General features: G+C 54.2%; 21 protein-coding genes. 5 read left to right on the top strand and 16 right to left on the bottom strand.

All coding sequences use genetic code 11. The annotated features are described in order from the left end of the window. Window positions 1-112 precede the first annotated feature (112 nt). Window positions 113-283 carry a hypothetical protein gene (locus tag BN2762_RS26970; protein WP_154674771.1) on the top strand — a complete coding sequence of 57 codons (171 nt, stop codon included), beginning with the start codon at window positions 113-115 and terminating at the stop codon, window positions 281-283. A gap of 217 nt (window positions 284-500) precedes the next feature. On the opposite strand, the gene BN2762_RS18000 is transcribed toward BN2762_RS26970, so the two are convergent. From BN2762_RS18000 to BN2762_RS18040, 9 genes are all read right to left on the bottom strand, one after another. Then, entirely contained in the window at window positions 501-2,183 is a 1,683-nt protein-coding gene (locus tag BN2762_RS18000; protein WP_055108274.1) for an Ig-like domain-containing protein, read from the bottom strand. A gap of 72 nt (window positions 2,184-2,255) precedes the next feature. Next, window positions 2,256-3,323 (bottom strand): hypothetical protein, encoded by a 1,068-nt coding sequence (locus BN2762_RS18005; protein ID WP_055108275.1) that lies wholly within the window; start codon window positions 3,321-3,323, stop codon window positions 2,256-2,258. A gap of 40 nt (window positions 3,324-3,363) precedes the next feature. Further along, complete coding sequence (locus BN2762_RS18010) at window positions 3,364-4,938, bottom strand: Ig-like domain-containing protein (RefSeq protein WP_055108276.1); 1,575 nt, start codon at window positions 4,936-4,938, stop codon at window positions 3,364-3,366. A gap of 381 nt (window positions 4,939-5,319) precedes the next feature. Continuing rightward, complete coding sequence (locus tag BN2762_RS18015; RefSeq protein WP_055108277.1) at window positions 5,320-5,925, bottom strand: response regulator transcription factor; 606 nt, start codon at window positions 5,923-5,925, stop codon at window positions 5,320-5,322. 57 nt (window positions 5,926-5,982) lie between these two features. Continuing rightward, complete coding sequence (locus BN2762_RS18020; protein ID WP_055108278.1) at window positions 5,983-7,110, bottom strand: sensor histidine kinase; 1,128 nt, start codon at window positions 7,108-7,110, stop codon at window positions 5,983-5,985. Continuing rightward, complete coding sequence (locus tag BN2762_RS18025) at window positions 7,085-8,269, bottom strand: DUF418 domain-containing protein (RefSeq protein WP_055108279.1); 1,185 nt, start codon at window positions 8,267-8,269, stop codon at window positions 7,085-7,087. The genes BN2762_RS18020 and BN2762_RS18025 overlap by 26 nt, the downstream gene beginning before the upstream one ends. 131 nt (window positions 8,270-8,400) lie before the next feature. Continuing rightward, window positions 8,401-8,868 carry a hypothetical protein gene (locus BN2762_RS18030; protein ID WP_055108280.1) on the bottom strand — a complete coding sequence of 156 codons (468 nt, stop codon included), beginning with the start codon at window positions 8,866-8,868 and terminating at the stop codon, window positions 8,401-8,403. Window positions 8,869-8,899: 31 nt separating this feature from the next. Further along, on the bottom strand, window positions 8,900-9,451 hold the full coding sequence (locus BN2762_RS18035; RefSeq protein ID WP_055108281.1) for a peroxiredoxin family protein: 552 nt from the start codon (window positions 9,449-9,451) through the stop codon (window positions 8,900-8,902). A 50-nt stretch (window positions 9,452-9,501) separates the two neighbouring features. Continuing rightward, entirely contained in the window at window positions 9,502-10,131 is a 630-nt protein-coding gene (locus tag BN2762_RS18040) for a hypothetical protein (protein WP_055108282.1), read from the bottom strand. 388 nt (window positions 10,132-10,519) lie between these two features. Between BN2762_RS18040 and BN2762_RS18045 the strand changes: the two genes are divergently transcribed. Then, complete coding sequence (locus tag BN2762_RS18045; protein ID WP_055108283.1) at window positions 10,520-11,647, top strand: hypothetical protein; 1,128 nt, start codon at window positions 10,520-10,522, stop codon at window positions 11,645-11,647. A 171-nt stretch (window positions 11,648-11,818) separates the two neighbouring features. On the opposite strand, the gene BN2762_RS18050 is transcribed toward BN2762_RS18045, so the two are convergent. The 6 genes from BN2762_RS18050 to BN2762_RS18075 form a co-directional block, all read right to left on the bottom strand. Continuing rightward, complete coding sequence (locus tag BN2762_RS18050; protein ID WP_083485011.1) at window positions 11,819-12,256, bottom strand: PaaI family thioesterase; 438 nt, start codon at window positions 12,254-12,256, stop codon at window positions 11,819-11,821. Window positions 12,257-12,293: 37 nt separating this feature from the next. Next, the gene (locus tag BN2762_RS18055) at window positions 12,294-13,973 is read right to left on the bottom strand and encodes a long-chain-fatty-acid--CoA ligase (RefSeq protein ID WP_055108284.1); all 1,680 of its coding nucleotides are present in this window, start codon (window positions 13,971-13,973) and stop codon (window positions 12,294-12,296) included. A 28-nt stretch (window positions 13,974-14,001) separates the two neighbouring features. Then, window positions 14,002-15,813, bottom strand: a complete 1,812-nt coding sequence (locus BN2762_RS18060; protein ID WP_055108285.1) for an acyl-CoA dehydrogenase family protein — start codon at window positions 15,811-15,813, stop codon at window positions 14,002-14,004. Between the two features lie 138 nt (window positions 15,814-15,951). Further along, window positions 15,952-17,148, bottom strand: a complete 1,197-nt coding sequence (locus tag BN2762_RS18065; RefSeq protein ID WP_055108286.1) for an acetyl-CoA C-acyltransferase — start codon at window positions 17,146-17,148, stop codon at window positions 15,952-15,954. 21 nt (window positions 17,149-17,169) lie between these two features. Then, on the bottom strand, window positions 17,170-19,563 hold the full coding sequence (locus BN2762_RS18070; protein WP_055108287.1) for a 3-hydroxyacyl-CoA dehydrogenase/enoyl-CoA hydratase family protein: 2,394 nt from the start codon (window positions 19,561-19,563) through the stop codon (window positions 17,170-17,172). Between the two features lie 45 nt (window positions 19,564-19,608). Then, on the bottom strand, window positions 19,609-21,804 hold the full coding sequence (locus BN2762_RS18075) for a (Fe-S)-binding protein (RefSeq protein ID WP_055108288.1): 2,196 nt from the start codon (window positions 21,802-21,804) through the stop codon (window positions 19,609-19,611). 193 nt (window positions 21,805-21,997) lie between these two features. Between BN2762_RS18075 and BN2762_RS18080 the strand changes: the two genes are divergently transcribed. The 3 genes from BN2762_RS18080 to BN2762_RS18090 all read left to right on the top strand — a co-directional run bounded on the left by BN2762_RS18080 (window position 21,998) and on the right by BN2762_RS18090 (window position 24,422). Next, complete coding sequence (locus tag BN2762_RS18080; protein ID WP_055108289.1) at window positions 21,998-22,582, top strand: TetR/AcrR family transcriptional regulator; 585 nt, start codon at window positions 21,998-22,000, stop codon at window positions 22,580-22,582. Between the two features lie 75 nt (window positions 22,583-22,657). Next, window positions 22,658-23,425, top strand: coding sequence for an electron transfer flavoprotein subunit beta/FixA family protein (locus BN2762_RS18085; protein WP_055108290.1), 768 nt, complete (start codon window positions 22,658-22,660; stop codon window positions 23,423-23,425). Between the two features lie 22 nt (window positions 23,426-23,447). Continuing rightward, window positions 23,448-24,422: an electron transfer flavoprotein subunit alpha/FixB family protein gene (locus tag BN2762_RS18090; RefSeq protein ID WP_055108291.1), complete on the top strand. Its 975-nt coding sequence runs from the start codon at window positions 23,448-23,450 to the stop codon at window positions 24,420-24,422. Window positions 24,423-24,541: 119 nt separating this feature from the next. Here the strand turns inward: BN2762_RS18090 and BN2762_RS26975 are convergent, their stop codons facing one another. Beyond that, entirely contained in the window at window positions 24,542-24,715 is a 174-nt protein-coding gene (locus BN2762_RS26975) for a hypothetical protein (protein WP_154674772.1), read from the bottom strand. Window positions 24,716-24,725 lie beyond the last annotated feature (10 nt).

The raw sequence follows: 24,725 nt of genomic DNA on the forward strand, positions 1-24,725 counted from the left end.
ACGTAATCGATTTTTAAATTTTAAAGTTCAAAGAAGATCATGTTTGTAATACAGTGCAAAGGGTAACTATAGATAGGGACAGAATCAACTTTGCCTAAAGAAGGAGGCTTCTATGATGAACCAACGATCCGAAGATCAAGTCCGTAACAAACTGGATGAGCAAGGCGATTCTTTAGCCGAGAAGAAAAAAATCGAAAGCGGCAAGGATATTGAGCCGCAGGCTGAGGAATGGGTGGCCAAGCCCGTTGCGTTTGTCGATAACGACGAATCCGGCGGCAAATAGGAAGCAGGAATCTAGCAGGTACTACGACGGGGATGCCCCCTTACTTTGCAAGAGCAAAAAAAATATACACCCACAGAGAGGACGGAGCTCATATCCCGTCCTGCTTCTTTGGGTGTATCTGTATATCTTCACGGATTCCCTGCTGCAGCGCCGTCTTCACTCCAAGGGTTGAGGGGAAGCAGCTCCGTTTTATTAAAACGTGGAGCCTCTGTTTTCGTTAGTAGACGTCAACTACCGCCGTCGCTTCAATTCCTTCATAAGTCGCCGTGATCACCGTACGCCCTTTTCCAAATCCCGTTATATTCCCTTCGGCATCTATAGTGATGATGTCAGGAACAGAGACCGTCAACAAGGCGTCTCGGGTAACGTCCCTATGTTGATCCCCTCGGCTGTAGATCACTGTCAAATCCAGCGTCTGGCCCACGGTCAGGCTGTATTCGCTGGAATCCAGCTGCAGCCGGGCTGCTGGTGCTGATCCATAAACATATACGGTAGCGCTTGCCCTCACTCCGGCAGTCTCTGCAGTTATCGTCGTCACACCATGACGCAGCCCGGTAATGTTTCCAGCCGAATCGATCGATGCAATCTCAGGATCGGCCGAAGCATAATCCACTTGTCCGCTGACGTCCCGAATCTCCCCGTTGCCATACACAGCCGTTATGACCGTATCCAGTGTCTGGCCAATACTCAAGCTATAGCTCTCGGAGTCATAAGCTAGGGATCTGATCTTTTCGGGCTGGGGCAGCGCTATCAGCTTGATCATGCTGCCGGTTTCCGTGAGAAGTATCGCCCCGCCTTCGCGAGTAGGCACAGCCCCATTGACCCACTGGACATCCGTTTTTGCCCACTGAAGATTGCCTTCCCCATCCGTCTTGATCACTCCCCTTACCGTTCCTATAAGAAAACCGCCATCCTCCATTTTCTCTATGGAAAGAGGTTTGCCCTGGACACCATAATTTTGTGTATTTACCGTTTCCCCCGACGAGTCTAACAGCGTCAGCACGGTGTCGGTATAATACTCAGAGGAAACGATCGCATACCCACCATGGCCGATCGATGTCCCTACAGAAGGCTTAAAGCCGTCATAACTCCTGTGCCAAGCCACTTCACCCGCCCCGGTCAGCTTATAAATATCCAGCTTGCTTCGATTGGATGCAAACACGGTATATTCTTCTTCCCCGGATTGCTCAATCAATAACGAATCCATATTCCAAAGTTCAAGGAAGGTGCCGGACTTCAATGTTGTTTCCCAAACCTCCTGGCCGTTCGCATCCAGTTGACCCACCATCATATGCATCGGCTCGCCTGACTGGACCAGGGAATAAATAAAGTTTCCAGCGGTATCCTCCTTAATGTCATATAGCTCTGCATATTCAATATCCCTCTCAAAGGACTTACTCCACTCCAGCTCCCCGGCAGCATTTATTTTGGCCGCGTAGGAAATCGAGTCAAAGTAATAAAACTCCGGATAAGTTCCGCTGAGAATGAACCCGCCAGCCCGGGTAGGGGCCGCCGAGGTGATCGTAACGCGCTTGCCGTTGTCACCGGTTAGGTAAAATGTTCTGCTGCTTTCAAGCCGGCCTCCGGCATCTACCTTCGATAAATTCACCGCGTCCTTTAAAGCTACCCCTGCCAAATTGTAACCGCTGTCCGTTTCATGCAGATGAAAAATTCTATAGTAGCCGCTATACTTATGGCTCCATTCTATGATCGGCTGCTGATCAGTCTGGGGCATCGCGCTCACGATGAGTTCTATATCGGCCCCGAAATCCCGTTCCCATTCCAGCTTCCCCGCCGCTTGAGAAGCTGCTGTCTGCCCCGCTGGCAGGCACCATGCCAATACGATGGCCATCAGCCCAATGAATATCCTTCGATTTAAATATACACAAGCTTTGCTCATAAGTTCTCGCCTCCCAGGGGATAAGAATGTATGACTGTACCCGTAAGCCAGATATTCATAAGCGGTGTTCAGTTAGAGGCTGAGGCCTTGAAGCTTAACCACCTTTTCATAAGAAGAAATATATGCCGCTCCGCCGTCCTTCGTCGGCAGCGCCTTGTTCAATTGACTTACCGGCTTCCTCCAGACCACGTTCCCCTGCGAATCGCAGGCGATGACCGCATTGGAAAGTCCGATCAAATAGCCGCCAGCCCGGGAAGCTTCAATCGATCTTGCCGTACCGTTGATGCCGAGCCCCTTGCTCTGCTGCTGACCCTTCGAATCGATTAAGATTAGTACGGACTGATTGCTCCAGCGTTCATAGTTGACAATCGCCAGCCCGTTATTCGGGGCTGGTGCGACCCACCCGATCCCGTCGCCATAATAGTTGGTCCATAAGGAATTCCCCATAGCATCCAGCTTCCACAATATAAAGCTGCCGCTGCGGAAAGCTCCGGCGATATAGCCTCCATCAGCCGTAGGGCGAACGGTTTCTACGGATGCATTCGGATCGTATTTCGTCATGTACAGCTCATTGCGCCATTGGAATTCTCCCGAGGTTCCGAGCTTAACGATATAGCTGAGAGACCGTCCCGAGTTATAGGCATAAATAACACCGCCATCACCACTCTCCCGGATGTCGTTGAAATCCACGTAATCGCGGCTGAATTCCTCCTTCTCCCATAGAATGACGCCTTCCCCATCCGTCCTTGCTATATAGTAACAGGAGTCATATCCCGGCACTGTGCCTCCAAGAAGGTATCCTCCGTCAACCGTATAATGCCCGGCTGTGATAATGACTTCATTGTCATCAGCCGTTCTGAGATCGAGCGTCTTCTCCCAGACCGTATTTCCCCCTGGATCCAGCCTCGCCAGAAACGCCTGCTTTCTATCTTTCGTTCCGATTATCGTATAGCCTTGATCCGTCTCATAAATATCGAAAATTTTCATGCCGGTGCCGCTGTAATCGCGCTCCCATTCCTTTTCAGGGCCTTGTCCGCTTGCAGCCGCTGGCGCCCCAGCCGAAAAGCTTGCCGTCAGGGCAACTATTATGGCCAGCAAGAGAACCTGCCACGCTGTTCTCAACCGGAGTTCGAATCTCATTATATTCCTCCAATCTCAAGAGCCTTGTAATCATGCCCATTCAATATACTTCAATCGTGGCTTCGGCTTCCAAACCGTTATAGGCCGCCGTCAGAATCGTCTGCCCCCGCTTCAAGCCTATAAGCTTCCCCGCTTCGTCCACGGTTGCAATCGAAGGATCGCCTGTACTGAATACACTCTCCCCCGTCACAATACTTCGGCTCGCCCCTTCATAATAAGAAACGACCACATCGATCGGCTCCCCGATATTTACGCGATATGCGCTGGAATCCAGCTGCAAAGACTTATACATTTTGAATACATAGACCTGCGCCGAGCCTGCTTTACCGTCCAGCACGGCCCTTATCGTGGTCAAGCCTGACTTATGGCCCGTAATATTCCCGTAGGAGTCTATCGTTGCGATGGATTCATCGTCCGAGGAGAACGTCACTTCCCCCAGGTTAGATATGACGATTCTGTCCTTTCCGTAGACGACTGTAATCACAGTATCAAGGGTCTGTCCTTCCAGAAGGCTGTAGCTGTCAGAGTCAAATTCCAGCGTCTCAAGGCCGCTGCCAAGCTTGCTTACTTTTCCTTCCGCGAGAACCACGGCTCCCCCGTCTGATGCCGGAATAGCCTTACTCAGACCGCTGGCCTCATATTGCCATAGAATTTCCCCGCTTGAATTCGTCTGATATACGCCTTGGGAGGTACCCAATAAATAACCTCCGGCCGCCGTCTCATAGAGGGAGCGAACCTGCCCTGTCAAAGCAAGCGGGACGATATTAGGTTCTTGATGGCTACTGTATATATACAGCGTGATATAACCTTGCTGCGTTCCAGCCAAAGTGTAGCCTCCATCGGCAGTGGCTGCCGCTCTTCCTGTAGAGAGAGCCGCATGTCCCTGCTCATCCACAATGGTAAAATCATCGGCCAAGCTCCATGTATAGAATTTTTGATCCTTGCCTCCGGCTACCAGGTAGCCGCCGTCCTTTAATTCAAGAATCTGTTGAGCATATGGATATGTGAATCTTCCGCTGGCAATGGTTCTCTCTCTCCGGTTCTCACCGTTTGCCTCCATTTTCCCTACGGTTGTCTTGGAAAAATCGGCTAAATAAACCTCCGTAGTATTGAGAAATAAATATCCCCCATCCTTGGCCTCATAAATTTGATTAAAGGAAGCATGTGACCCTGATAAGTACTCAGAGCTCCACTCGATCCTGCCTTCAGCGCTAATTTTGGCCGTATAATAATCGCTATAGCGATAGTGAAATCCATCTACAGTGGCTCCTACAATATAGCCTCCATCCCGAGTTGTGCCAGCCGACGCAGGTATCGCCCGCTTGCCGTTAGCGGCAATAAGCTCAAGCTCCTTCTCCCAATAAACCGTTCCGTCGGCATGGAGCTTCGCCAAATACACAGAATGATTATTCCTGTTCAAGCCGACCACGGAATACCCATTTCCGGTTTCCGACACATCAAGCAGCCTCAGGCTTGCTCCCAAAGACCGTTCCCATTCCAGAGTCCCTCTCGCTTCTATGGCCGCGACCTGTCCCGCCGGCAGAGTCCATGCGACCGTTATGGCTAGCAGCAAGATGAATATCCTTGGATTCCACAGTGCACTCGTCTTATTCATAATTCTCTCCTCCAGGGTTTAAGAATGTATGACTGTACCCGGGTGAACCAGACATTCTAGATATTCATGATGACCGGTCTCATTAAGAGACCTTAAAAAGGGTTAGGATGTCATTATTCTCCTTCCATCTGTGATTGAAGCTTGAGATATAGCAAGCTGCAGCTGCCGATATCACCTCCGGGAGAACCAGGATATGGGCTTACACCAAATTAGACTACATATTCCGCTGGAAGTTTCGTTATAATTTACCAAATTTAACGATCATCAACAGATAAATATACACTTCTTGGGCCAATCAAAAAAACCACTTCCTTCGGAAGTGGCCTGCTCGATTAGGTTAGTCAAAACAACAGCGTTATAGTGTGCTTACCTTACCTATCTTCAGATCCAGCCGCGGTCACGAGCTTTGGCTATAGCGTGATGCCTCGTTTCTACTTCGAGCTTCTGGATGACGGAAGACAGGTAATTCCGAACCGTTCCTGTTGTCAAATATAGCGTATTCGCTATGACGCGGGTGGAGGCCCCATCCGCAGCCAGCCGCAGCACCTCCCGCTCACGTTCGGTTAGCGGATTATCCTCATGAGCAAACAGGGAATCGGCCAGATATGGACTGACTACCCGCTTGCCCTGTATGACCTTGCGAATAGCCTCTACCAAAAATTCAATCGGCTCGTCCTTCAACAAATAAGCATCTACAGATGCACTCATCGCCTGCTGTAAATAGCCCGGTCTTGCAAACGTGGTGACAATCATAATTTTGCAGGCCAGCCCCGCTCGCCTTATGGCAGCAGCAACCTCCAGGCCAGTGAGCCCCGGCATTTCGATATCGAGCAGGCACAGATCCGGCCGGCAGGCCTCGATCATGCTCAATGCTTCATGGCCATCCGATACCTGGGCAACGATCTCGATATCCTCCTCCAATTGCAGCAGGGAAGCAAAAGCGCCCCGCAGCATATGCTGATCTTCCGCTATAACGATTCGAATCAATGCGATAACCTCCTCTAACCGGAACGATGACTACAATAAACAACTACAATAAACTCTCTAGCTCTCGCGCTTACTGTACGGGGCAACCGAAAGCGGAACACGAAGCTTCACGATAGTTCCGCCAGAAGGAGCCGGAGCAATCAGAGCGTGCCCCTGTACCTGGCGCATCCGCTCCTGCATGGACGGCAGGCCGAAGCCTTCCGTCTGCTCTGGCTGCAGGCCTCTGCCGTTATCCTGTATCGTGATGCTGTAGCTGTCTTCGCCGACATCGTCATGAATGCTGCAGCAGTCTGCGCCGCTATGCCTGACGATATTCGTCACCGCTTCGCGAAGGGAGAGCGCCAGCATCGTCTCTGCAGAACTGCCTAGGGATGGAGTTCCCTGAAACCGTTCGTGATCTACCGTAATACCGGCGGACGAGAGCAACTGCAGCGCATGACGAAGCTCATCCTGCAGCGTTACATGCCGAATCGATGTCACCAGCTCGCGCACCTGCTGCAGCGCCTGACGCGCGCTGATTTTGATCTCATCGATTTCAGAGCGCGCCCGCGAGGTATCCTTGTCCATCAACCGGGAAGCGAGCTCGCTCTTCATTTTGATCATCGTCAGCGTTTGCCCCAGTGTATCATGAAGATCACGGGCAATCCGGTTCCTTTCCTCCTCCTGGATATAGCGCTCAAGCTTGCGGTTAGCAGCATGGAGCTTGGAGGACAGCCTCCGGGAATGCTCGACCGTCCGGATAATATAGGGCATTATGAGCTGAAGGATAAGAAACGGCATCATCGGCGACATGACAAAAGTCAAGATTTCTCCATACAATACCGTATACGAGACCAGAAACATGGCCGCAATACCGGCCATTCCCGCCCACATGATCCGGTCCGAGCGGGCCCGGCCAAGCAGATCCGCGTAAACAAATCCGTACAGAATCATCCAGCTGCTGTAATAAATCGAATAAACAGTTATGATGCCAAGTCCAGCCCAGGCCGCTAGCACCAGCAGCCATCCGCGCTGCCACAATGCGACATAAAAGCAGACTAGCATCAGTATATAGAGAAGAATGGCCGCTCCCCATCCCAGCGGCCGGTCAATTACGATCGTCAAGTAAGCCAGGGTAACCAGGACAATGACGTCGATAGTGAGATAGTGCTCGATTTGATCAGGCGGATACAGTTTTCGAATCATGATTCCTCTCTTTGGCGGATAGCCGCCTTACCATAATTTTTCTGATTGTCTCAAGGGGCCCTTGCTTAAACAAGCTGAGCCAGAGCCAGGCAAAGCATGAGAGGCAAAGACTGATGCACAGCCAAATTGCCACGGTTCCAAGCGAACCTGTCTTACCGCCGAGACCCCATCCCCATCCGTAAAAAACGACGGAAGCCAGCACATTTTGCAGCACATAGCAGCTGAGTGCCATTTTCCCAACCCGTTCCAGTACGGCCCAGAGCCTCCAGCGGTGGAATCGCTCCGTCAATAAAGCTATGAGAGCAATATAACCGATCGACATGACCGGAGCAAAAAGATAGCGCAGCGGAAAATCAAAGATTCCGCCCGGCACGAACAGCAGCAGGTTAAGCGGTATGCCTGCCCCCAGTCCAATCCTCAGCATGCGGCGGCGTATGGCCCGCCCCTTCTCGTCCGGATGAAACGCCCCCGCCCGCATGAGGCGCACCCCAGCGAGAAACAGGAAAATATTAAGGAAAAGCACGTATATCGCTTCCAGGCGGAATACCGCAAAATTCTCGATACGGAAGACGATTTGCTCCAGCCATGTTCCGGTGCTGTACAGACTCTCCGTGCTGCCAGCCATGTTCATGGACAGGCCGCCATCGACCAGGTACAGGGCCAGACTGGCAAGAAAAAGCAAGGATACGAACAATACATGAATAATGCCGGTGATCCACATGGTTCGTTTGATGGCGCGGTCTCCCCGTTTCACGATGAAGGCGACAATGACAGCCGTAAGGGCGTAGCTCATCAGAATGTCGTATTCCAGCACGAGCGTGTAATGAAGCAGCCCCTCCAGCAGCAAAAACACAGTCGTCCAGAGATAAGGCCCCGGCCAGCGCTTCTGTCTGCTCTGCAACCGGCCGAACTGTATCTCCAGCCCTGCTCCAAACAGAATGGTCAGCAGCCCCAGCAGCTTGCCGTTGACCAGAAACAGCGTGATGTAACGGATCAGTACATCTGCAGATGCCCACCAATCATAATGCGCATAGGTGAACAGGTAGTCCGTATTGCCAAGATGGGCGAAAAGCCAGATATTCGTCCCGAGCGTGCCGATAATGGCAAATCCCCGCAGAATATCCAGCAGCCGGATTCGTTCGTAGGATACTTTTTTCATTATAGATGCCCCTCCAGATCTTTCTGAATATATTTCATATCCAGTTTAAAAGTCAGGAGGTCATTACGATAGACACGGGAGTCATGCCTGAAGAGATGACAGGTGTCATAAAATTTTGCAATGAACGGATTTTAAGCTTTCAGTTCCTCAATCGTCTCTTTCCACCGCTCCATCACCATCTCTGGCTCCTTAAGCCGGATTTGCACGCCGGAGATAATATCGGCATATTTCGCCTTGTCCTCCCGGCACTCTGCCACTATAGCCTCAAACCGCGTTCGCGGATGCTTGGCTTCCGCAAGATCGGGAAGTCTCTTCAGCGACATCCGGACATAACATGCGGTCTGAGCAGAAACAGCCACCAGCATAGCTTGTCCCGTACGGACGATGTTTCGGGCTGTAACCGTATTCTCCCATAAACCGAGCCTGAGCGTCGTCCGGCTTACAGCCACGATTTCACCTGCGCTGATCATCGCCGTATGCGGCCAATTCTGCTCCGTAACAGTGAGGAGCATGAAGGCCTCGTGCTGCTTGTCCGGCAAATTCTTACCGCTCAGCAGCGAATATAGATGAGGAGACAGAGCTGCAGCGTCGTTATGCATCATTTCCCTCCCAGACTCATATTCACAGCACCTACTTTGCTGCTTTTTCATAGGCTTCCTTCATCATATTATAATCAATCGCTCCCTGGAACCTCTGCGTGATCACGCCCTCTGAATCAAGGACATACGTCGTAGGATATGCCATGATCTGATACTGTTCGGTGACGCGTCCCGTCTCATCAACCGCATGCGGGAACGTTAGCCCGAACTCCTCGAGAAAAGACTCCACATGCTCCTTGCCTTCCTCAAGATGGGTCATGTTAACGGCCAGCACGACAGCACCCTTCTCGGCATACCTCTCGTAGAACCTCTCCATATGCGGCATTTCTATCCGGCAGGGAGGGCACCAGCTTGCCCAGAAATTAAGCATCACCGTCCTCCCGCGGTAATCCGACAGCTGAACCTCTTCCCCATCAAGATTTTGCAGGGTGAAATCCGGCGCGCGGTTGCCAACCTTTAGACCGACTGGAATCGCTTCATCCATTTTCGAACCCGGCTGCGTATTTTCTTTTCCGGCATAATCATAAATTCCCCAACCGATTAAGCCAAGGAGCACGATCATGGCGATCCAATTTCTTCTCATATTATATTCTCCGCCTCCTTACCCGTTTCCATATCCGTGCGCTAGACTGATTACCGGCGAATCCAGAAGGAATCCAGAATCAGCAGCGACACCGCCAGAAGAATGAATAACAGCTGCTCCAGCGAAAAGCCTGCCGCTGCGATATGACGATTCGCATTCCAGAAAGGAATAATCGCAGAGCCGATACTGTACCACAGAACGAGGGGCACAAACGACCGGACAGGAGACGCCAGCTTCAGCCAGGCGCCAACCCCCAGGGCGGCCGATAATAGCGCAGAAAGCGGGATTTCCCACCCTCCACTGCCTTCCTCAAGCATGAACAGTGTAAATCTAGCGGCTTGAACGGCACTATAGGCTAAGACCGCCGATTTAACAAGCAATGGGATAGCCGGCCGATTCCTATAGCCTCTGTAGATCAAATAGATTATTCCAACGAGCGCCCCAAGCCATACCCCCCTCTGCCCTCCCGAAAAATAGAGCAGCGACAGCGGATTAGCGAGCGCTTCCCGCGGCTCAAAGAACAGCAGGCTGAATTTCCATAAGATAAATCCGATGCCCAGAGCATTAACATACGTATCCTTAATCCAGCCGCCCTTTTCATCATGGCGGAGCCGGATGGCCAGAACAGCATAACCGATGACGGCCGACAGCAGAAAAATGAGCAAATCCGCTCTTAACATCAGCGGCCCAAGTGCTATGGTTCCGATTTGATTCCCTCCGTTCTAGAATGCAGGCATGGAACTAACGCCTTTTGCATTTCTCATTTTCTATCCCCACTCCATAGATCCGATTCAGGCGTCGTTTGATTACATATCGTTTGACTTTATGTCGTTTGCCCATATAAATAAGGCAATTTTCCTGTACCTTTACCCCTATAGGTATATTAAGAAGGATATTAATTTTTCAGCAGCATGTCAAGTGAGCTTGGCTGCGATCTGTTTTTAAACTTTTCCACAAGCTGAAACAGACTATAGTCCTATTTTGGGCCATGTTGCGAAACTCCCCTCTTGCATGCTCGTATAACATCATTTATAACATAAATCACACAGAAACAGGAGGTTTGGCGATTTGATTGAAATGCGCAGCAAGGAAGACTTGAAATACTCCAACGAAATTCCGAAATGGGCAAAAATCGCCCACATCGTCATCATTTCCGTTATCGCGCTGATCGGAGCGGGAGCGTTCATCCTGGGCGGCTACTTCATCTATGAGGGGGACTGGCTCGGGGCGCCGCTATGTCTGATTATAGGAGCAGTCATCGTATGGGCCGTGCGAATGATGATCCTTGGCAGCAGGCTCCATACCGACTTTATATTTGTCAGCGAGCTAAGGGATGATGGATATTATACATATTTCAAAAATAGGAGGAGCGGTCAAGAAGACGAGCATCTGCTCCCGTACCAGCGCATGCAGGAGGTTCTCATCGGGCGCAAAACGCGTTATTTTTCATCGGGGACGGCGAATACTCCCGGCTATTACATCATCAGCGCCCAAGTGATCATGCAGTGGAAGGATGAGCACGGGAACATCGATTACATGCTGTTTGGACTGGGCAGCCGCGACGAATTGGCGAAGTGGGTAAGCAAGCTCCGGGAGCACGGCATTCCCTTATTCCATACGCATCAAAATGTCAGCGAAGCTTCGGCGGCGGATTTCAGCAGCGGATATCACGAGCTTGATAAAACGCCGCTAATGTCCATGGATGCCTTGTCGGACATCGAAACGAGGCGCCGCAACAATATCCCGATTTGGCGCAGTACGGAAATGATGCTCCGCCGCACACGCCAGCATGCTGCGAATGACCGCCGAATTTTCCGGCCGATGCTGTTCATCGTTCTATTGTCCCTGTTTCTGGCCGCCATGCTGTGGGTGCCTCGTTGGCCGATTGAGGAAGAGATGTTCCCCGACAGCTCGCCGTCTCCGGTGATCAGCATCTTGACCGTCATAAGCATAGTCGTTTCACGCACGTATTGGAGACGGAAGCAGAAATGGTATCGACCGCTTGCCGATACGCTAATGATATTAACCGCCTATTTTGCCGGTCTGACGGCAGCCAGGCTATGGACCTCTGTTTCATCCATTTATTACGAAGCGGTACTGATCGACGTGCTCACGGCCGGCTTCTTCCTGGCTATCATTTTCCTAGCCTTCAAGTTCATTTATTTCCGGGATCGGCTGGAGAAGCGGGATAAATGACAATAAACCGACCCTGTCCATATTGCCGGATCATCCGAGGCATCTTCAATCGGCATTCCCGTGAAATCCTGGATTTCACGGAGCTGCCTCGAATCGAGCCTGCTGGCGGAACTCACTATGGACTAGAGGTCGGTTTGTTTTTAACTGGCTATATGAACTGAGAAGGGGGCTTCACCCCGATCCGCGAATGACGCGAAACGTTCCGGTGCCGAACGCACAGAGCTCCCCGCTCTCCAGTCGGGCGAATGCCTGCGTCGAAATGGATTTGCGGGAGCTGTGGACGATTTCCGCCGTCACGATGATGCGCCCCTGTTCGGCCTTTGCCACATAATTCATGCCAAGATTGGTCGTCACGACGCTGTCCTCAGGACGCGCAAGCATGGCGACCAGTCCCATGGCCGAATCGACGAGCGTCGCATATACTCCGCCATGAACGATGCCGATCAGATTGCGGTGATGAGGCTGGATGTCCAGGATCACGATGACTTTTCCCTCATGAAGCTCCGCGATTTCGCAGCCTAAGTAATCCCAGAACGTATTCTTGGCCATGGCATTCCATTTCTCAATTTGGCGCTGCAGGGCGCCTTTGTCTTCCGCTTCCGCATGCATAGCATGTTCTCCCTTCCGCCGGGATCAATGAATTCGATTAATGTGGTTCCCCGCCTTCTTCCTCAATCAGCTTGCGGCGAAGCACTTTGCCGGCAAGCGTCTTCGGAAGGCTGTCGCGAAATTCATAAATTTTAGGCACTTTATATGCCGCCAGCTTCTCCTTGCACCACTGCTTCAGCGACTCTTCATCCGGCGATGCCCCGCTGCGCAGAACGACGTAAGCCTTCACCGTCTCTCCGCGGTAAGGATCGAAGACGCCGGCAACGATGGCCTCGGCCACATCGGGATGCTCGAAAAGCACTTCCTCCACCTCACGCGGATAAATATTATATCCGCCAGCGATGATCAGATCCTTGCGCCGATCAAGAATGTAGAAGAAGCCGTCCTCATCCATGCGCCCGAGGTCTCCGGTCAGCAGCCATCCTTCCTTCAAGGCCTTGTACGTGTCCTCCGGGCGGTTCCAGTAGCCCTTCATGACCTGAGGTCCGCGGACGGCCAGCTCGCCGATTTCCCCCGGCGCCGCATCCTCCAGCGTATCCGGGATGACGATCCGGGCTTCCGTGTCCGGAAAAGGGATGCCGATTGAGCCGTTCTTCCGCTTCTCCCAAATGTTGTTGGCATGCGTAACGGGCGACGCCTCCGTCAAGCCATACCCTTCAATCAGCTTGCCTCCCGTCAAGGCCTCGAACCTCGTCTGAACCTCCAGCGGCAGCGGGGCTGCGCCGCTAATGCACACATTGATGGAGGACAAATCATATTTCCTAACCTCCGGATGATTGATAATGGCTACGTACATCGTCGGCGCGCCCGGGAATACCGTGGGCCGCTGCCGTTCGATGGCTTTTAGTACCTGATCCACCTCGAACCTTGGCATCAGAATCAATGTGCCGGCCATATATACCGCTTTATTCAGCAGCACTGTCATTCCGAACACGTGAAAGAACGGAAGTGCCGCCAAATATTTCTCCTCCGCAGTGCGGCCGCGGTAGAACCATAAATGCGTTTGCAGCGTATTCGCTACTAAATTGGCGTGTGTCAGCATGACGCCCTTTGCGAAGCCTGTCGTGCCTCCCGTATACTGAATCAGCGCTAAGTCCTCTTTCCCATCTACTGCAGCTTCGTTAGGCTCTGCCGAGGCTTCCTTCAGCAGCTCCTTGAAGGGAAGCACCCGGTCGCTATAGTCTATTTTCACGTACATGCCGTCCTTTTTGGCTTTGATCGGATACAGCACGTTTTTAGGAAATGGCAGATAATCCTTCACAGACGTAACGAGGATATAATCAAGCCCGTCTCCGCTGCCGCCCATCGCTTTTTTGACACGGGGAACGAGGGCATCCAGCGTGACAATGATCCGTGTGCCGGCATCCTTGAGCTGATGCTCCAGCTCCCGGGGCATATACAGCGGGTTCGTCATTACGACGATCCCGCCCATTAGCAGCGTGCCGTAATAGGCGACCACGGCCTGCGGGCAATTGGGCAGCATCACAGCTACCCGCTCTCCCTTCCCGATGCCCAGCTTCCGAAGCGCATTCGCAAACCGATAGCACTGATCGAGCAGCGTGCCGTAGCTTATTTTTGCGCCCATAAACTCAAGAGCGGTTTTCTCTGGATAACGTCCAGCGGAATCTACCAGGAATTTGGCCAGATTATGTGCAGGATATTCAAAGTTCGGCGGTACTTCAGCGGGATAATGTCTCAGCCAGGGTTTGTTTGACATTGCCGTGCACCCCTATCTTTGGATGTTGTTACACAACATACTTCTCAGCAGCGATGACTCTACCTGCAATTTGCCGCTTTAAGCCTATACCGTCAGCCAGCGTTCTGCGGGTCAGCTTCTTGAGTACGGACAGCTGCGTCCGCAGCATATCCCCGGTTTCCATCGCCGCCAGCGCTTCCTTCGCCCAGATCTCCAGCTGTGCGAACTGTTCATGCACGAACACGATGGTCATGGCGATCGGAAGCCCGGCCTTCGCTTCGCCGGATGCTTCGAGAATTTTACGGGTTCTGAGCAGGGCGCTTTCCATGGCATAGATCGATATCATCATATTTGCAAGCAGGCTCAGGATCTCCTGCTCCTGCTCCAGCTTCAATTGGTATTTCTGCACCGCACCCGCCCCGCTCATCAGAAATATCTTCTTGGCCATAGCCAGCAGATGGGCCTCCTGCTCCAGGATGCCTTCAAAAGACGAGGACGGCACCATGCCCAGCAGCTCCGATTGCAGAGCCATCGCTTTCTCCATCAAAGGGAGCTCGCCCTTCAGCGCCCGCTTGATCAGTGTCCCCGGAATAAGCAGCCGGTTGATCTCATTCGTTCCCTCAAAGATCCGGTTAATCCGGGAATCGCGGTATATCCGCTCAATCGGATATTCCTGAATATAGCCGTAGCCGCCGTGAATCTGCACACCCTCGTCGGCGACGAAGTCCAGCACCTCGGAGCCGAACACCTTGTTGATCGAGCATTCCAGCTGATATTCGGCGATCGCCTTGGCCGACTGGTAGCCGACGTCCTCGCTCTGATGATCTACCCCGGAGAGACCGACGTCAAACAAGCCCGCCGTCCGGTATACCATGCTCTCCAGAACGAAGGTGCGGATATTCATGTCCGCCAGCTTCTGCCCAATGAGCGGGAAAGAGCTGATCGGGCGGCCGAATTGGGAGCGTTCGTTGGCGTACTTGGCGGAGTACTGGATTGCGTCCTTGGCTGCGCCGACGCAGCCGGCGGCCAATTTGAAGCGGCCGATGTTCAGAATGTTGAAGGCGATCAGATGGCCTTTGCCGACCTCCCAGAGCAGATTCCCGGCTGGAACCTTCACGTCCTCCAAAATGAGCGGGCAGGTGGAAGAGCCCTTAATGCCCATCTTCTTCTCTTCCGGCCCGATGCTGACGCCCTCCATCTCCCGTTCGACGATAAATGTGCTGAACTGCTTGCCGTCCACTTTGGCATATACGATAAATACGTCGGCAAAGCCCGCATTCGTAATGAATTGCTTCGTCCCGTTCAGCACGTAGTGCGAACCGTCTTCAGACAGCACGGCCGTCGTCTTCGCGCCAAGCGCATCCGATCCCGATGACGGCTCCGTGAGGCAGTAAGCGGCAATTTTCTCGCCGGAGGCCAGCAGCGGCAAATATTTCTGCTTCTGCGCCTCCGTCCCGAAATACACGATGGGAAGCGTGCCGATGCCGACGTGCGCGCCAACGGAGAGCGCAAACGAAGAGGCCTTCGTCAGCCGCTCGCTGATCAGCGTCGCGCTCACTTTATCCAGGCCCATCCCGCCGCAGCTATCCGGCACCTCGGCGCCGAGCAAGCCGACCTCCCCGGCTTTACGAAGCAGCTTCACCGTAAGCTCGTAATCCAGCTTCTCTATCTCTTCGTCCCGCGGCAGCACCTCTGCCGCAACGAATTCCTCCGTCGTCTCGGCGATCATGCGGTGCTCCTCCGTAAAATCCTCCGGCGTCGTCAGTTGCCTGATGTCCAAATCCTCGATCACGAATGCCCCGCCCAGGATCTTGCGCATGGATTCGGCCGGATGTGCCGATTGAACCGTTTCCTTGTTCATCCTAGATCATCTCCTCATTCCTTACGGATTTGTCCTCTCGAAATTTCCTTCACTAGGGTTGCCGTACTGTATTCCCGCTCTGCAGCCTCCCCGTCCTTCCCTTCTCCGAGCCTTACATTAAGTTCCAGACACTAACTGCTAGGATTTTGCCTGCTGCGCATGTACTTCGAATACGCCTGCCGCGCCCATGCCGCCGCCGATGCACATCGACACCACGCCGTATCCGCCGCCCCGCCGCTGCAGCTCGGAAATCAGGCTGATCGACAGCTTCGTTCCCGTACAGCCCAGCGGATGGCCAAGAGCGATCGCCCCTCCGTTGACGTTGACCTTATTCTCAGCGATCCCCAATTCCCGGATGATATGCAGGCATTGCGAGGCGAAGGCCTCGTTGATCTCATAGATCGATACGTCCTCGGGCTTAATGCCGGCCTGCGCGAGCGCCTTCGGGATAGCTTTGACCGGGCCGACGCCCATGATCTCCGGCTCCACGCCGCTGAGCGCGAACGAGCGGAAGGTTGCCAGCGGCGTTAAGCCCTTCGCCGCAGCACGCTCCTTGCTCATGACTACAACTGCCGCTGCCCCGTCGCTCATCTGCGACGCGTTGCCTGCCGTTACCGTCCCTCCGAGCTTGAAGCCCGGCTTCAGCCGGGACAGCGCCTCCAGCGTCGTGTCCTGCCTCACGCCTTCGTCCTTATCGAAGACAAATGTTCGGCTCCGGACCTGCCCGCTATCATCCACTGTCCTTTCTTCCACCTCAACCGGAATGATCTCGTCCCGGAACCTCCCGGCCGCAATCGCTTTCGCTGCTTTCAAATGCGAGTTTAGGGCGAACCGGTCCTGATCCTCCCGGGTGACGCCGAACCGCTCTGCAACCCGCTCAGCCGTATGCCCCATCGTCATATAAATTTCCGGTTGATTCTCCACGATCCGCGGGTTCGGGGACACCTTGAAGCCGGTCATCGGCACATGGCTCATACTCTCCACGCCGCCGGCGATGATGATGTCCGCGTGGCCCAGCATGATGCGTTCCGCCGCCAGGGCGATCGTCTGCAGTCCCGAGGAGCAGAAGCGGTTGACGGTCATGGCCGGGACAGTTACCGGAAACCCGGCATACAGCGCCATGATGCGGGCAAAGTTAAGACCCTGCTCGCCCTCCGGCATGGCGCAGCCGATGATCATATCCTCGACCTCCTCCTTGCTGAGCCCAGGAGCCCGCTCGATGACCGCTTCAAGCACGGCACGGCCGAGATCGTCAGCCCGAACCTGGGCCAGACTGCCTTTCCTCGCTTTGCCGACGGCGGTTCTTGCCATCGCTACAATTACTGCTTCCCTCATCCTTGCTCCCTCCCCTGTTCTTTAATTGCGCAGCGGCTTGCCAGTGGCCAGCATATGCTCCATCCGCTGCCGGGTCTTCGGTTCGCCGCAGAGACTGAGGAACGCCTCGCGTTCCAAATCGAGCATATACTGCTCGCTTACATAGGTGCCTGGCGGAACATCTCCTCCGGCCAGCACATGGGCGAGCTTCTTCGCAATGAGCAGATCGTGGTCGCTGATATAGCGGCCTTCCCTCATGCCGATCGCCCCCAATTGCAGCACGGCCTTGCCTTCCGAGCCGACGACGCGCAGCTTCTCCTCCTGCGGCGGTTCGTATCCGGCAGCCGCCATCCGCAGCACCGCCTGCTTCGCTTCATAGATCAAGTAGTCCGGATTAAGGATGATGCGATCCTGCTCCCTCAGGTAGCCGAGCGCCTTGGCATCATGTCCGCTGCTCGATACCTTAGCCATCCCGATCGTCTCAAAGGCGCGATTGATGAGCGGCTGCAGATCCCCGTCCGCTCCCGCGTGCCGGCTTGCCCGCAGCGCAAGCTCCTTGCAGCCGCCCCCTGCCGGGATCAGCCCGACACCGGCCTCTACCAGGCCGTAATACGTCTCCGCCGCGGCGATCACCTGATCGGCAGGCATGCACGCTTCGACCCCGCCGCCGAGCGTCATCCGGTGCGGGGCAGCTACGACCGGCTTCTCGAACCGTTTCAAACGGTACATCGTTCTCTGGAACAGCCGGATAATCTCATCGATCTCATCCCATTCCTCATCCTGCGCCTCCATGAGCAGCAGCATCAGATTAGCGCCGACACAGAAATTGCGTCCCTGATTGGCGATGACCAAGCCCGCGAAATTGCGCCTCACCTCGTCTACACTCTGCGTAATCATCTCCAGAATGTCCCCGCCGATCGCATTGTTCGGCGAGTGGAACTCCAGGCAGGCTACGCCGTCGCCGAGATCGATGAGGTTTGCTCCGCTGTTCGCCTTGACCACCTTGTTCTGCTCCTTCAGGTCGCGCAGGGAAATCTTCTCCGGCGGGATGTCAATCTGTTTATATTTCGATCCACACGCCTGGAACAGAACGCCTTGCTCTTTCTTGTAAAATGTTTCATGCCCCTCGGAGATCCAATCCTTAATCCAGGAGGGAACGGTTAATCCCTCGGCTTCCATTCGCGCGACAGAGCGGGACAGCCCGATGGCCTCCCAGGTCTCGAAGGGACCAAGCTCCCAATTGAAGCCCCACTTCATCGCCTCATCAATCTCGCGGAGGCTGTCCGCGATTTCACCCACCTTTTCGGCGGAATAAATCAGCACCTGCTTCAGAACATCCCAGGCAAAATCGGCATAACGATCCCCGCCGGCGAGCAGCGCCTTCGTCTTGGCCTTCGCGCCTTTAGCCAGCTTAGCAGCCTCGAGCGAGCCGGAGGCCGGCTTTCTCAGCGGCTTGTATTCCAGCGTGCTCAAATCCAATGCAAGGATCTGGCTGCCCTCGGCACCTTTCACTTTTTTATAGAAGCCCTGCCTTGTTTTCTCTCCCAGCCGCCCTTGGCTGACCAGCTCTTTCAGCACGTCAGGGATGGCGAACACCGAGCGCTCCCGCTCATCTGCCGCATGCTCGAACACATTGTTCGCCACATGCACGAACGTATCCAGGCCGACCAGATCCAGCGTGCGGAAGGTTGCGCTCTTGGGGCGGCCCATCGCGGGTCCGGTAACGGCATCCACCTCTTCCACAGACAGCCCTTTTTCAATCATCTCGCGCAGCGTGACAAGCAGCCCGTAGGTGCCGATCCGGTTTGCGATGAAATTCGGCGTATCCTTGGCTTGAACGACCGTCTTGCCGAGCTTTCCTTCCGCAAATTCAGCCATCCGGGCCACCACGCCGGAATCCGTTGTTCTTCCGGGAATGATCTCCAGCAGCTTCATATACCGCGGCGGATTAAAGAAATGGGTGCCGAGAAAATGGCGCCGGAACGCTTCTGACCGCCCCTCGGCCATCTCATTGATCGAGATGCCCGAGGTATTGGAGCTTACGACGATCCCCGGCCTCCAATGCCGCTCAATGTCGCTCAGCAGCTTCCGCTTCACCTCTAAATTCTCGACAACGACCTCGATCACCCAATCGACACCGGAAATGCGGTGGAGATCGTCCTCCAGATTCCCCGGGGTAATCCGCGAGGCGAAGCGTGCATCATACAGCGGAGCAGGCTTGGTCTTGACCAGCTGCCTGATGGCCGACGACGCAAGCCGGCTGCGCACTGCCGGATGCTCCAGCGTCAATCCTTTGGCTGCCTCGGACTCCGTAAGCTGCGTTGGAACGATGTCCAGCAGCAGGCAGGATATTCCCGCATTCGCCAGTTGGGCCGCAATCCCCGAACCCATAATGCCCGAGCCAATGACGGCCGCCCTTCTGATTGGTTTGAACATACTCCTTCCCCTCCCGTGCATATTTAATAGTTGCTCGACCGGCAGCTAGACCCTCTTCTCCTGCATAATCTCCGGCTGTCCGGCACTTGCAGTATCACTGCCGAATACGGACAGCGCCAAAATTTCCGCGACGTCCTTCGCCTTGATGTGTTCATCAACCTCCTTCAGCTTCGTTCCATCCTCCAGCATCGTGAGACAATAAGGACAGGCGCTGCTGATCAAGCTCGGTTTTACCTCCAGCGCCTGTTCGGTTCTGGCCACATTAACCCGTTTGCCGCTGGTCTCCTCCATCCACATCAGCCCGCCCCCGGCCCCGCAGCACATGCCGTTGTCCCGGCTGCGCTCCATTTCAATGAGCGTCACGCCCGGGATGGCTCGAAGCACGTCCCTCGGTTCCTCATATACGCCGTTGTACCTGCCGAGATAGCAGGAGTCATGGTAAGTGATTCTCTCCCTTACCTGATGACGCGGGGTCAGCCGCCCCTCCATGACCAATTGGCCCAGCAGCTGCGTATGATGCAGCACCTCCACCTCTCCCAGTCCGAAATCGGGATATTCATTCTTCAGCGTATTGAACGTATGCGGACAGGCGGTCACGATTTTTCGAACGCCATATTTGCGGAACATCTCGATGTTCTCCAGGCAAAGCTGCTGAAACAGAAGCTCATTGCCAAGCCGACGCGGCGTATCTCCGGAGCCTCTTTCCTCATTGCCGAGAATCGCGAAGCTGATGCCGGCTTCATGCAGGAGGCGAACAAGAGCTTTGGAGGTTTTGCGGCTCCGCTGATCATAGGACCCCATCGAGCCGACAAAAAACAAAAATTCAAACCCGGGATTGTCGCGTACCGTCGGCACAGGGATTCCTTCAATTTCTGCCGTCCAGTCCGCCCGGTCGCTGCGGCTCAGCCCCCACGGATTGCCCTGACGCTCGATGTTCATCATCGCGCGCTGCCCCTCGTGAGGCATACTTCCCTCCATAAGAACTAAATGGCGGCGCAAATCGATGATTTTATCCACATGCTCATTGCCGACAGGACATTGATCCTCACAATTCCGGCAGGTCGTGCAGGCCCAGATCTCCGCCTCCGTCATCACCCCGCCGATCAAAGCGACATCCTCAGGAGATTGCTCCCGGAACGTCCAGGAGACTTTATGCCAGGCCATGGTAGGGGCGATATCGGTAATGCCGGCCGATTCGGTCCAAACCGGCTGAAGAGGTCCAGCTTCAGAAGCAGGCTCAACGGCATGGGCTCCCTGCTTTAAAGAAGGCAGGCTAGGAACATATGGCGATTTCCCGGTGGCCGCTGCCCCCTTCTCCTGTAAATGGTCGCGCAGCTTCGTGATCAGATGCATCGGCGACAAGGCTTTGCCGGTATTCGATGCCGGACAGACATTCGTGCAGCGCCCGCATTCCACGCAGGCGAAGAAATCGAGCATCTGCTTTTGCGTGAAATCTTCGATGCGGCCCGCACCGAAGTTCTCGGTCTCTTCATCTTCAAGATCCAGCTTCTTGAGGCGCCCGATGGGCTCGCTGCGGCGCAGCCACAGATTAATAGGTGCAGTGATAATATGGAAATGCTTCGATTGGGGTACGTAGACTAAGAAGGATAGCAGGATGAGTAAATGCAGCCACCAGAACAGGTAGAAGAAAAAGGCTGCGTAGGGCGGCGGCATTCCGGCAAATGCGGCGGCAATAAGCGAGGAGACAGGCGCATAGCCGGAGGGCTCCAGACCGAGCCACAGACGCTCGAAGCCGAGCGATAGCAGGACAGTCAGCATAAGTGAGTAAATAAAGATAATGACAATGCTGGGCTTCCAGCCCCTTTTCAAGCGAGCCAGCTTCTCCCCATACCGTCGATATGCTGCATAAGCCATAGCGAGCAGAATGAGCAGAGCTGTGATTTCCTGGAGCAGCCCAAACTGCTCGTAGGCGGGAAGCGGCAAATGCTTCCCTTTGGCCAGTCCTTTGACGATCAGATCCAGCGCGCCAAACTGCAAAATGATAAATCCGTAAAATATCGCGATGTGCATTAAGCCGCTGCGCGGGTCCTTGAGCAGCTTCTTCTGCCCGAACACCTCGGACATGTATTCGCCCGCCCTGCCCTTGCTCCGGTCCTGCTGCTCTACCGGCCTGCCGAGCCGCAAATACCCGAAGCGGCGATAGACGACGATAACAAAAGCGTAGATGCCTGCTCCGGTTGCCGCTAAACACAAACCCAGGTTAATAAGCTGCAACGTCATGAGCTTTCCGTCCTTTCTTCCATAAATGATCGAGCCTGAAGACGACAAGCCTAAGAGAGCGTTTACATTTGCTTGGACTTCTTATACTTTTGTAGAACAAACATTGACTTTTTCCATGATTTCCCCTAAGATGAATACAAAAATGAATGAGCATTCATTCAGTTGGTTTAAATATTAACATTGAGGTGACCTCATGACAAGTAGAAAACAGGAAAAATTTGAAATGATTTTGGATGCGGCCCAGAAGGTCATCGCCGAGAACGGCTTTCACGGCTCACAGGTGTCCAAAATTGCAAAGGAGGCCGGCGTAGCGGACGGTACGATTTATTTATATTTCAAGAAGAAGGAAGATATCCTTATCTCTTTGTTCGAGGATCGCCTGGGCAAGCTGGTCGATAGGTTCAACAGCAGCATTCAGGAGACCGACACGGCGGAGCAGGCGCTGCGCAAAGTGTGCGAAATCCATTTCACCGAGCTGGAGAGCAACGTCGACCTCGCCTATGTTACCCAAATCGAGCTCAGGCAGAGCTCCATTGAGCTGCGCAAGGCAATCGGGCTCTCCGTGAAGCCCTATATTCAATTGATCGAGCATATTGTACAAAAGGGGATCGCGGAGAATTCGTTCCGGCCCGAGCTGGATCCCAAGCTCACGCGCCACCTGATCTTCGGCGGGATGGATGAGGTTGTGACCTCCTGGCTCATTTCTGGAAGGAAGTACTCCCTCTCCGCCCAGGTGGACAAAACGGTCGACTTCTTCCTGAAAGCCTTAAAGCTCTGAAGCCTTGCAGCCCAATCCAAGCTGGTGCTGAATTCAAATGTATCCTGCGTCAATCATATGAGGAGGGAAATTTGCATGAACATCTTCGTGATTTTGAAGCAAACCTTTGATACCGAGGAGAAAATCGTGCTTGACGGAGAAAAAGTCTCTGAGGATGGCGTAAAGTTCATCATCAACCCTTATGACGAATATGCGGTAGAGGAGGCGCTGCGGCTGAAGGAGCAGCATGGCGGTCTCGTCACAGTCATCTCTGTCGGTCCGCCAAGGGCTGCGGAGGCGCTGCGGACCGCCCTGGCGATGGGCGCAGATGAGGCGGTGCTCATCTCGGATGAGCGCATTCCTGCAGACGAATACAGCCTGTCGACCGTGCTGGCAGCCTGCCTTGCGAAGGAATCCGCCGACATCGTGCTTGGCGGCAATTTCTCTGTGGATCAAGGGTCCGGGCAGGTCGCCATCCGTGTTGCCCGACTGCTCGGGCTTCCCCACGTCTCCTCCATTACGAAGCTGGATGTCGCGGGCGGCAGAGCCGATGTGCTCCGGGATGCCGAGGGCGATACGGAGGCGATCGAGGTTGCTCTACCTGCCCTGTTTACGGCGCAGCAAGGCCTGAATGAACCGCGCTACCCTTCCTTGCCCGGCATCATGAAGGCGAAGAAGAAGCCGCTGCGGCAGCTTGGGCTGGATGAGCTCGGCTTGCCGGAAGGCAGCTTCGCTCCCCGAACAGAACGTCTCTCCCTGTCGCTTCCCCCGCTAAGAAATGCCGGACAAATTCTGCAGGGCGATCTGAAGCAGCAGGCAGCGGAGCTTGTATCCCTGCTGCGTAACGAAGCCAAGGCGATTTAATTAATCAAAGGGAGGAATACCCATGAGCCATCATTATGTGGTTATTGCGGAAGCACGAGGCGGGCAGCTCCGCCAGGTCAGCCTGGAGGCCGTAAAGGCCGCGCAGCTGTCTGCAAATGAAGGAGACGCGATCTCAGCCCTGATCCTGGGACATCACCTGGCTGAAGAGGCCAGACAGCTGTCCTTATACATTAGCGGTCAAGTGCATGTCGTCGATCATGCCGATCTGGAGCATTATTCTGCCGAATGCTATTGCTCTGCAATGCTTCCTCTCTTGGAATCCTTGCAGCCCTGCGGCATTGTGCTCGGCCATACAGCCATGGGCCGGGATCTGGCTCCCCTGCTCGCCGCGCACCTCCAAGCTGGACAAATTTCTGACGTGACCTCCATTCATAGAAGCGGTTCAGAAGTGCTCTACACTAGGCCTATCTACGCAGGCAAAGCCTTCGAGCAGAAGCGGTTTACCGCAGCCCCGCATATCCTTACCATAAGGCCTAACAATATCCCGCCGGCTGCAGAAGCGGAGTCTCCGGGCCAAATTGTTCAGCATGCTTACACGGCTCCTGCCAATCTTAGAACCGTCATTAAGGATGTCATCACCAAAGCCTCAGGGCGGGTCGATTTATCCGAAGCGCAAATCGTCGTCTCCGGCGGCCGCGGCGTGAAGAGCGCAGAAGGCTTTCAGCCGCTTGAGCAGCTAGCCGAGGTGCTGGGCGGAGCTGTGGGCGCTTCCCGCGGAGCCTGCGATGCCGGGTACTGCGACTATGCGCTGCAAATTGGCCAGACCGGCAAGGTCGTCACGCCGCAAATTTACATTGCCTGCGGAATAAGCGGCGCTATTCAGCACTTGGCAGGCATGAGCCAGTCCCGCATCATTATTGCGATAAATAAGGACCCGGAAGCCCCGATTTTCAAAATAGCGGATTACGGCATCGTCGGCGATCTATTCGAGGTGCTTCCTCTTTTGACGGAGGAGTTCCGCAAAGCGCTGGCTTGAAGCCGATCCTGCCAGCCTTGTGCGCCTGTAAACCTGCACCTAGTGCGGACTTCTGCCTATTCAATAATTTCCATGTCCTATAGACAGCTAAGGCGACGACGGTAAATTCCGTCGTCGCCTCATAATTTCACCAAGCTTGCGACCGAGCGCAGCAGGCGAAGCGCCGCTTGCCTCCTTAAATGCCGCCTTCTCGGTCCGATGATTCTCCCCTCCTCATTCACCCTGTAATGCTGAGGATGATGATGGAACCATTTCATATCTCTCTCCAACCGGTATAATTCCTCGGTGTACATCTTCTCTCCC

The organism is Paenibacillus ihumii, from assembly GCF_001403875.1.
GTDB lineage: Bacteria > Bacillota > Bacilli > Paenibacillales > Paenibacillaceae > Fontibacillus > Fontibacillus ihumii.

Coding starts and splice junctions, on each gene's coding strand:
- BN2762_RS18065 (WP_055108286.1), bottom strand. CDS start 17,148: ATGAGGGAAGCAGTAATTGTAGCGATGGCAAGAACCGCCGTCGGCAAA.
- BN2762_RS18080 (WP_055108289.1), top strand. CDS start 21,998: ATGACAAGTAGAAAACAGGAAAAATTTGAAATGATTTTGGATGCGGCC.
- BN2762_RS18010 (WP_055108276.1), bottom strand. CDS start 4,938: ATGAATAAGACGAGTGCACTGTGGAATCCAAGGATATTCATCTTGCTG.
- BN2762_RS18090 (WP_055108291.1), top strand. CDS start 23,448: ATGAGCCATCATTATGTGGTTATTGCGGAAGCACGAGGCGGGCAGCTC.
- BN2762_RS18075 (WP_055108288.1), bottom strand. CDS start 21,804: ATGACGTTGCAGCTTATTAACCTGGGTTTGTGTTTAGCGGCAACCGGA.
- BN2762_RS18050 (WP_083485011.1), bottom strand. CDS start 12,256: ATGCATGCGGAAGCGGAAGACAAAGGCGCCCTGCAGCGCCAAATTGAG.
- BN2762_RS18020 (WP_055108278.1), bottom strand. CDS start 7,110: ATGATTCGAAAACTGTATCCGCCTGATCAAATCGAGCACTATCTCACT.
- BN2762_RS18035 (WP_055108281.1), bottom strand. CDS start 9,451: ATGAGAAGAAATTGGATCGCCATGATCGTGCTCCTTGGCTTAATCGGT.
- BN2762_RS18060 (WP_055108285.1), bottom strand. CDS start 15,813: ATGAACAAGGAAACGGTTCAATCGGCACATCCGGCCGAATCCATGCGC.
- BN2762_RS18070 (WP_055108287.1), bottom strand. CDS start 19,563: ATGTTCAAACCAATCAGAAGGGCGGCCGTCATTGGCTCGGGCATTATG.
- BN2762_RS18025 (WP_055108279.1), bottom strand. CDS start 8,269: ATGAAAAAAGTATCCTACGAACGAATCCGGCTGCTGGATATTCTGCGG.
- BN2762_RS18000 (WP_055108274.1), bottom strand. CDS start 2,183: ATGAGCAAAGCTTGTGTATATTTAAATCGAAGGATATTCATTGGGCTG.
- BN2762_RS18055 (WP_055108284.1), bottom strand. CDS start 13,973: ATGTCAAACAAACCCTGGCTGAGACATTATCCCGCTGAAGTACCGCCG.
- BN2762_RS18030 (WP_055108280.1), bottom strand. CDS start 8,868: ATGCATAACGACGCTGCAGCTCTGTCTCCTCATCTATATTCGCTGCTG.
- BN2762_RS18040 (WP_055108282.1), bottom strand. CDS start 10,131: ATGTTAAGAGCGGATTTGCTCATTTTTCTGCTGTCGGCCGTCATCGGT.
- BN2762_RS26970 (WP_154674771.1), top strand. CDS start 113: ATGATGAACCAACGATCCGAAGATCAAGTCCGTAACAAACTGGATGAG.
- BN2762_RS18005 (WP_055108275.1), bottom strand. CDS start 3,323: ATGAGATTCGAACTCCGGTTGAGAACAGCGTGGCAGGTTCTCTTGCTG.
- BN2762_RS18085 (WP_055108290.1), top strand. CDS start 22,658: ATGAACATCTTCGTGATTTTGAAGCAAACCTTTGATACCGAGGAGAAA.
- BN2762_RS26975 (WP_154674772.1), bottom strand. CDS start 24,715: ATGTACACCGAGGAATTATACCGGTTGGAGAGAGATATGAAATGGTTC.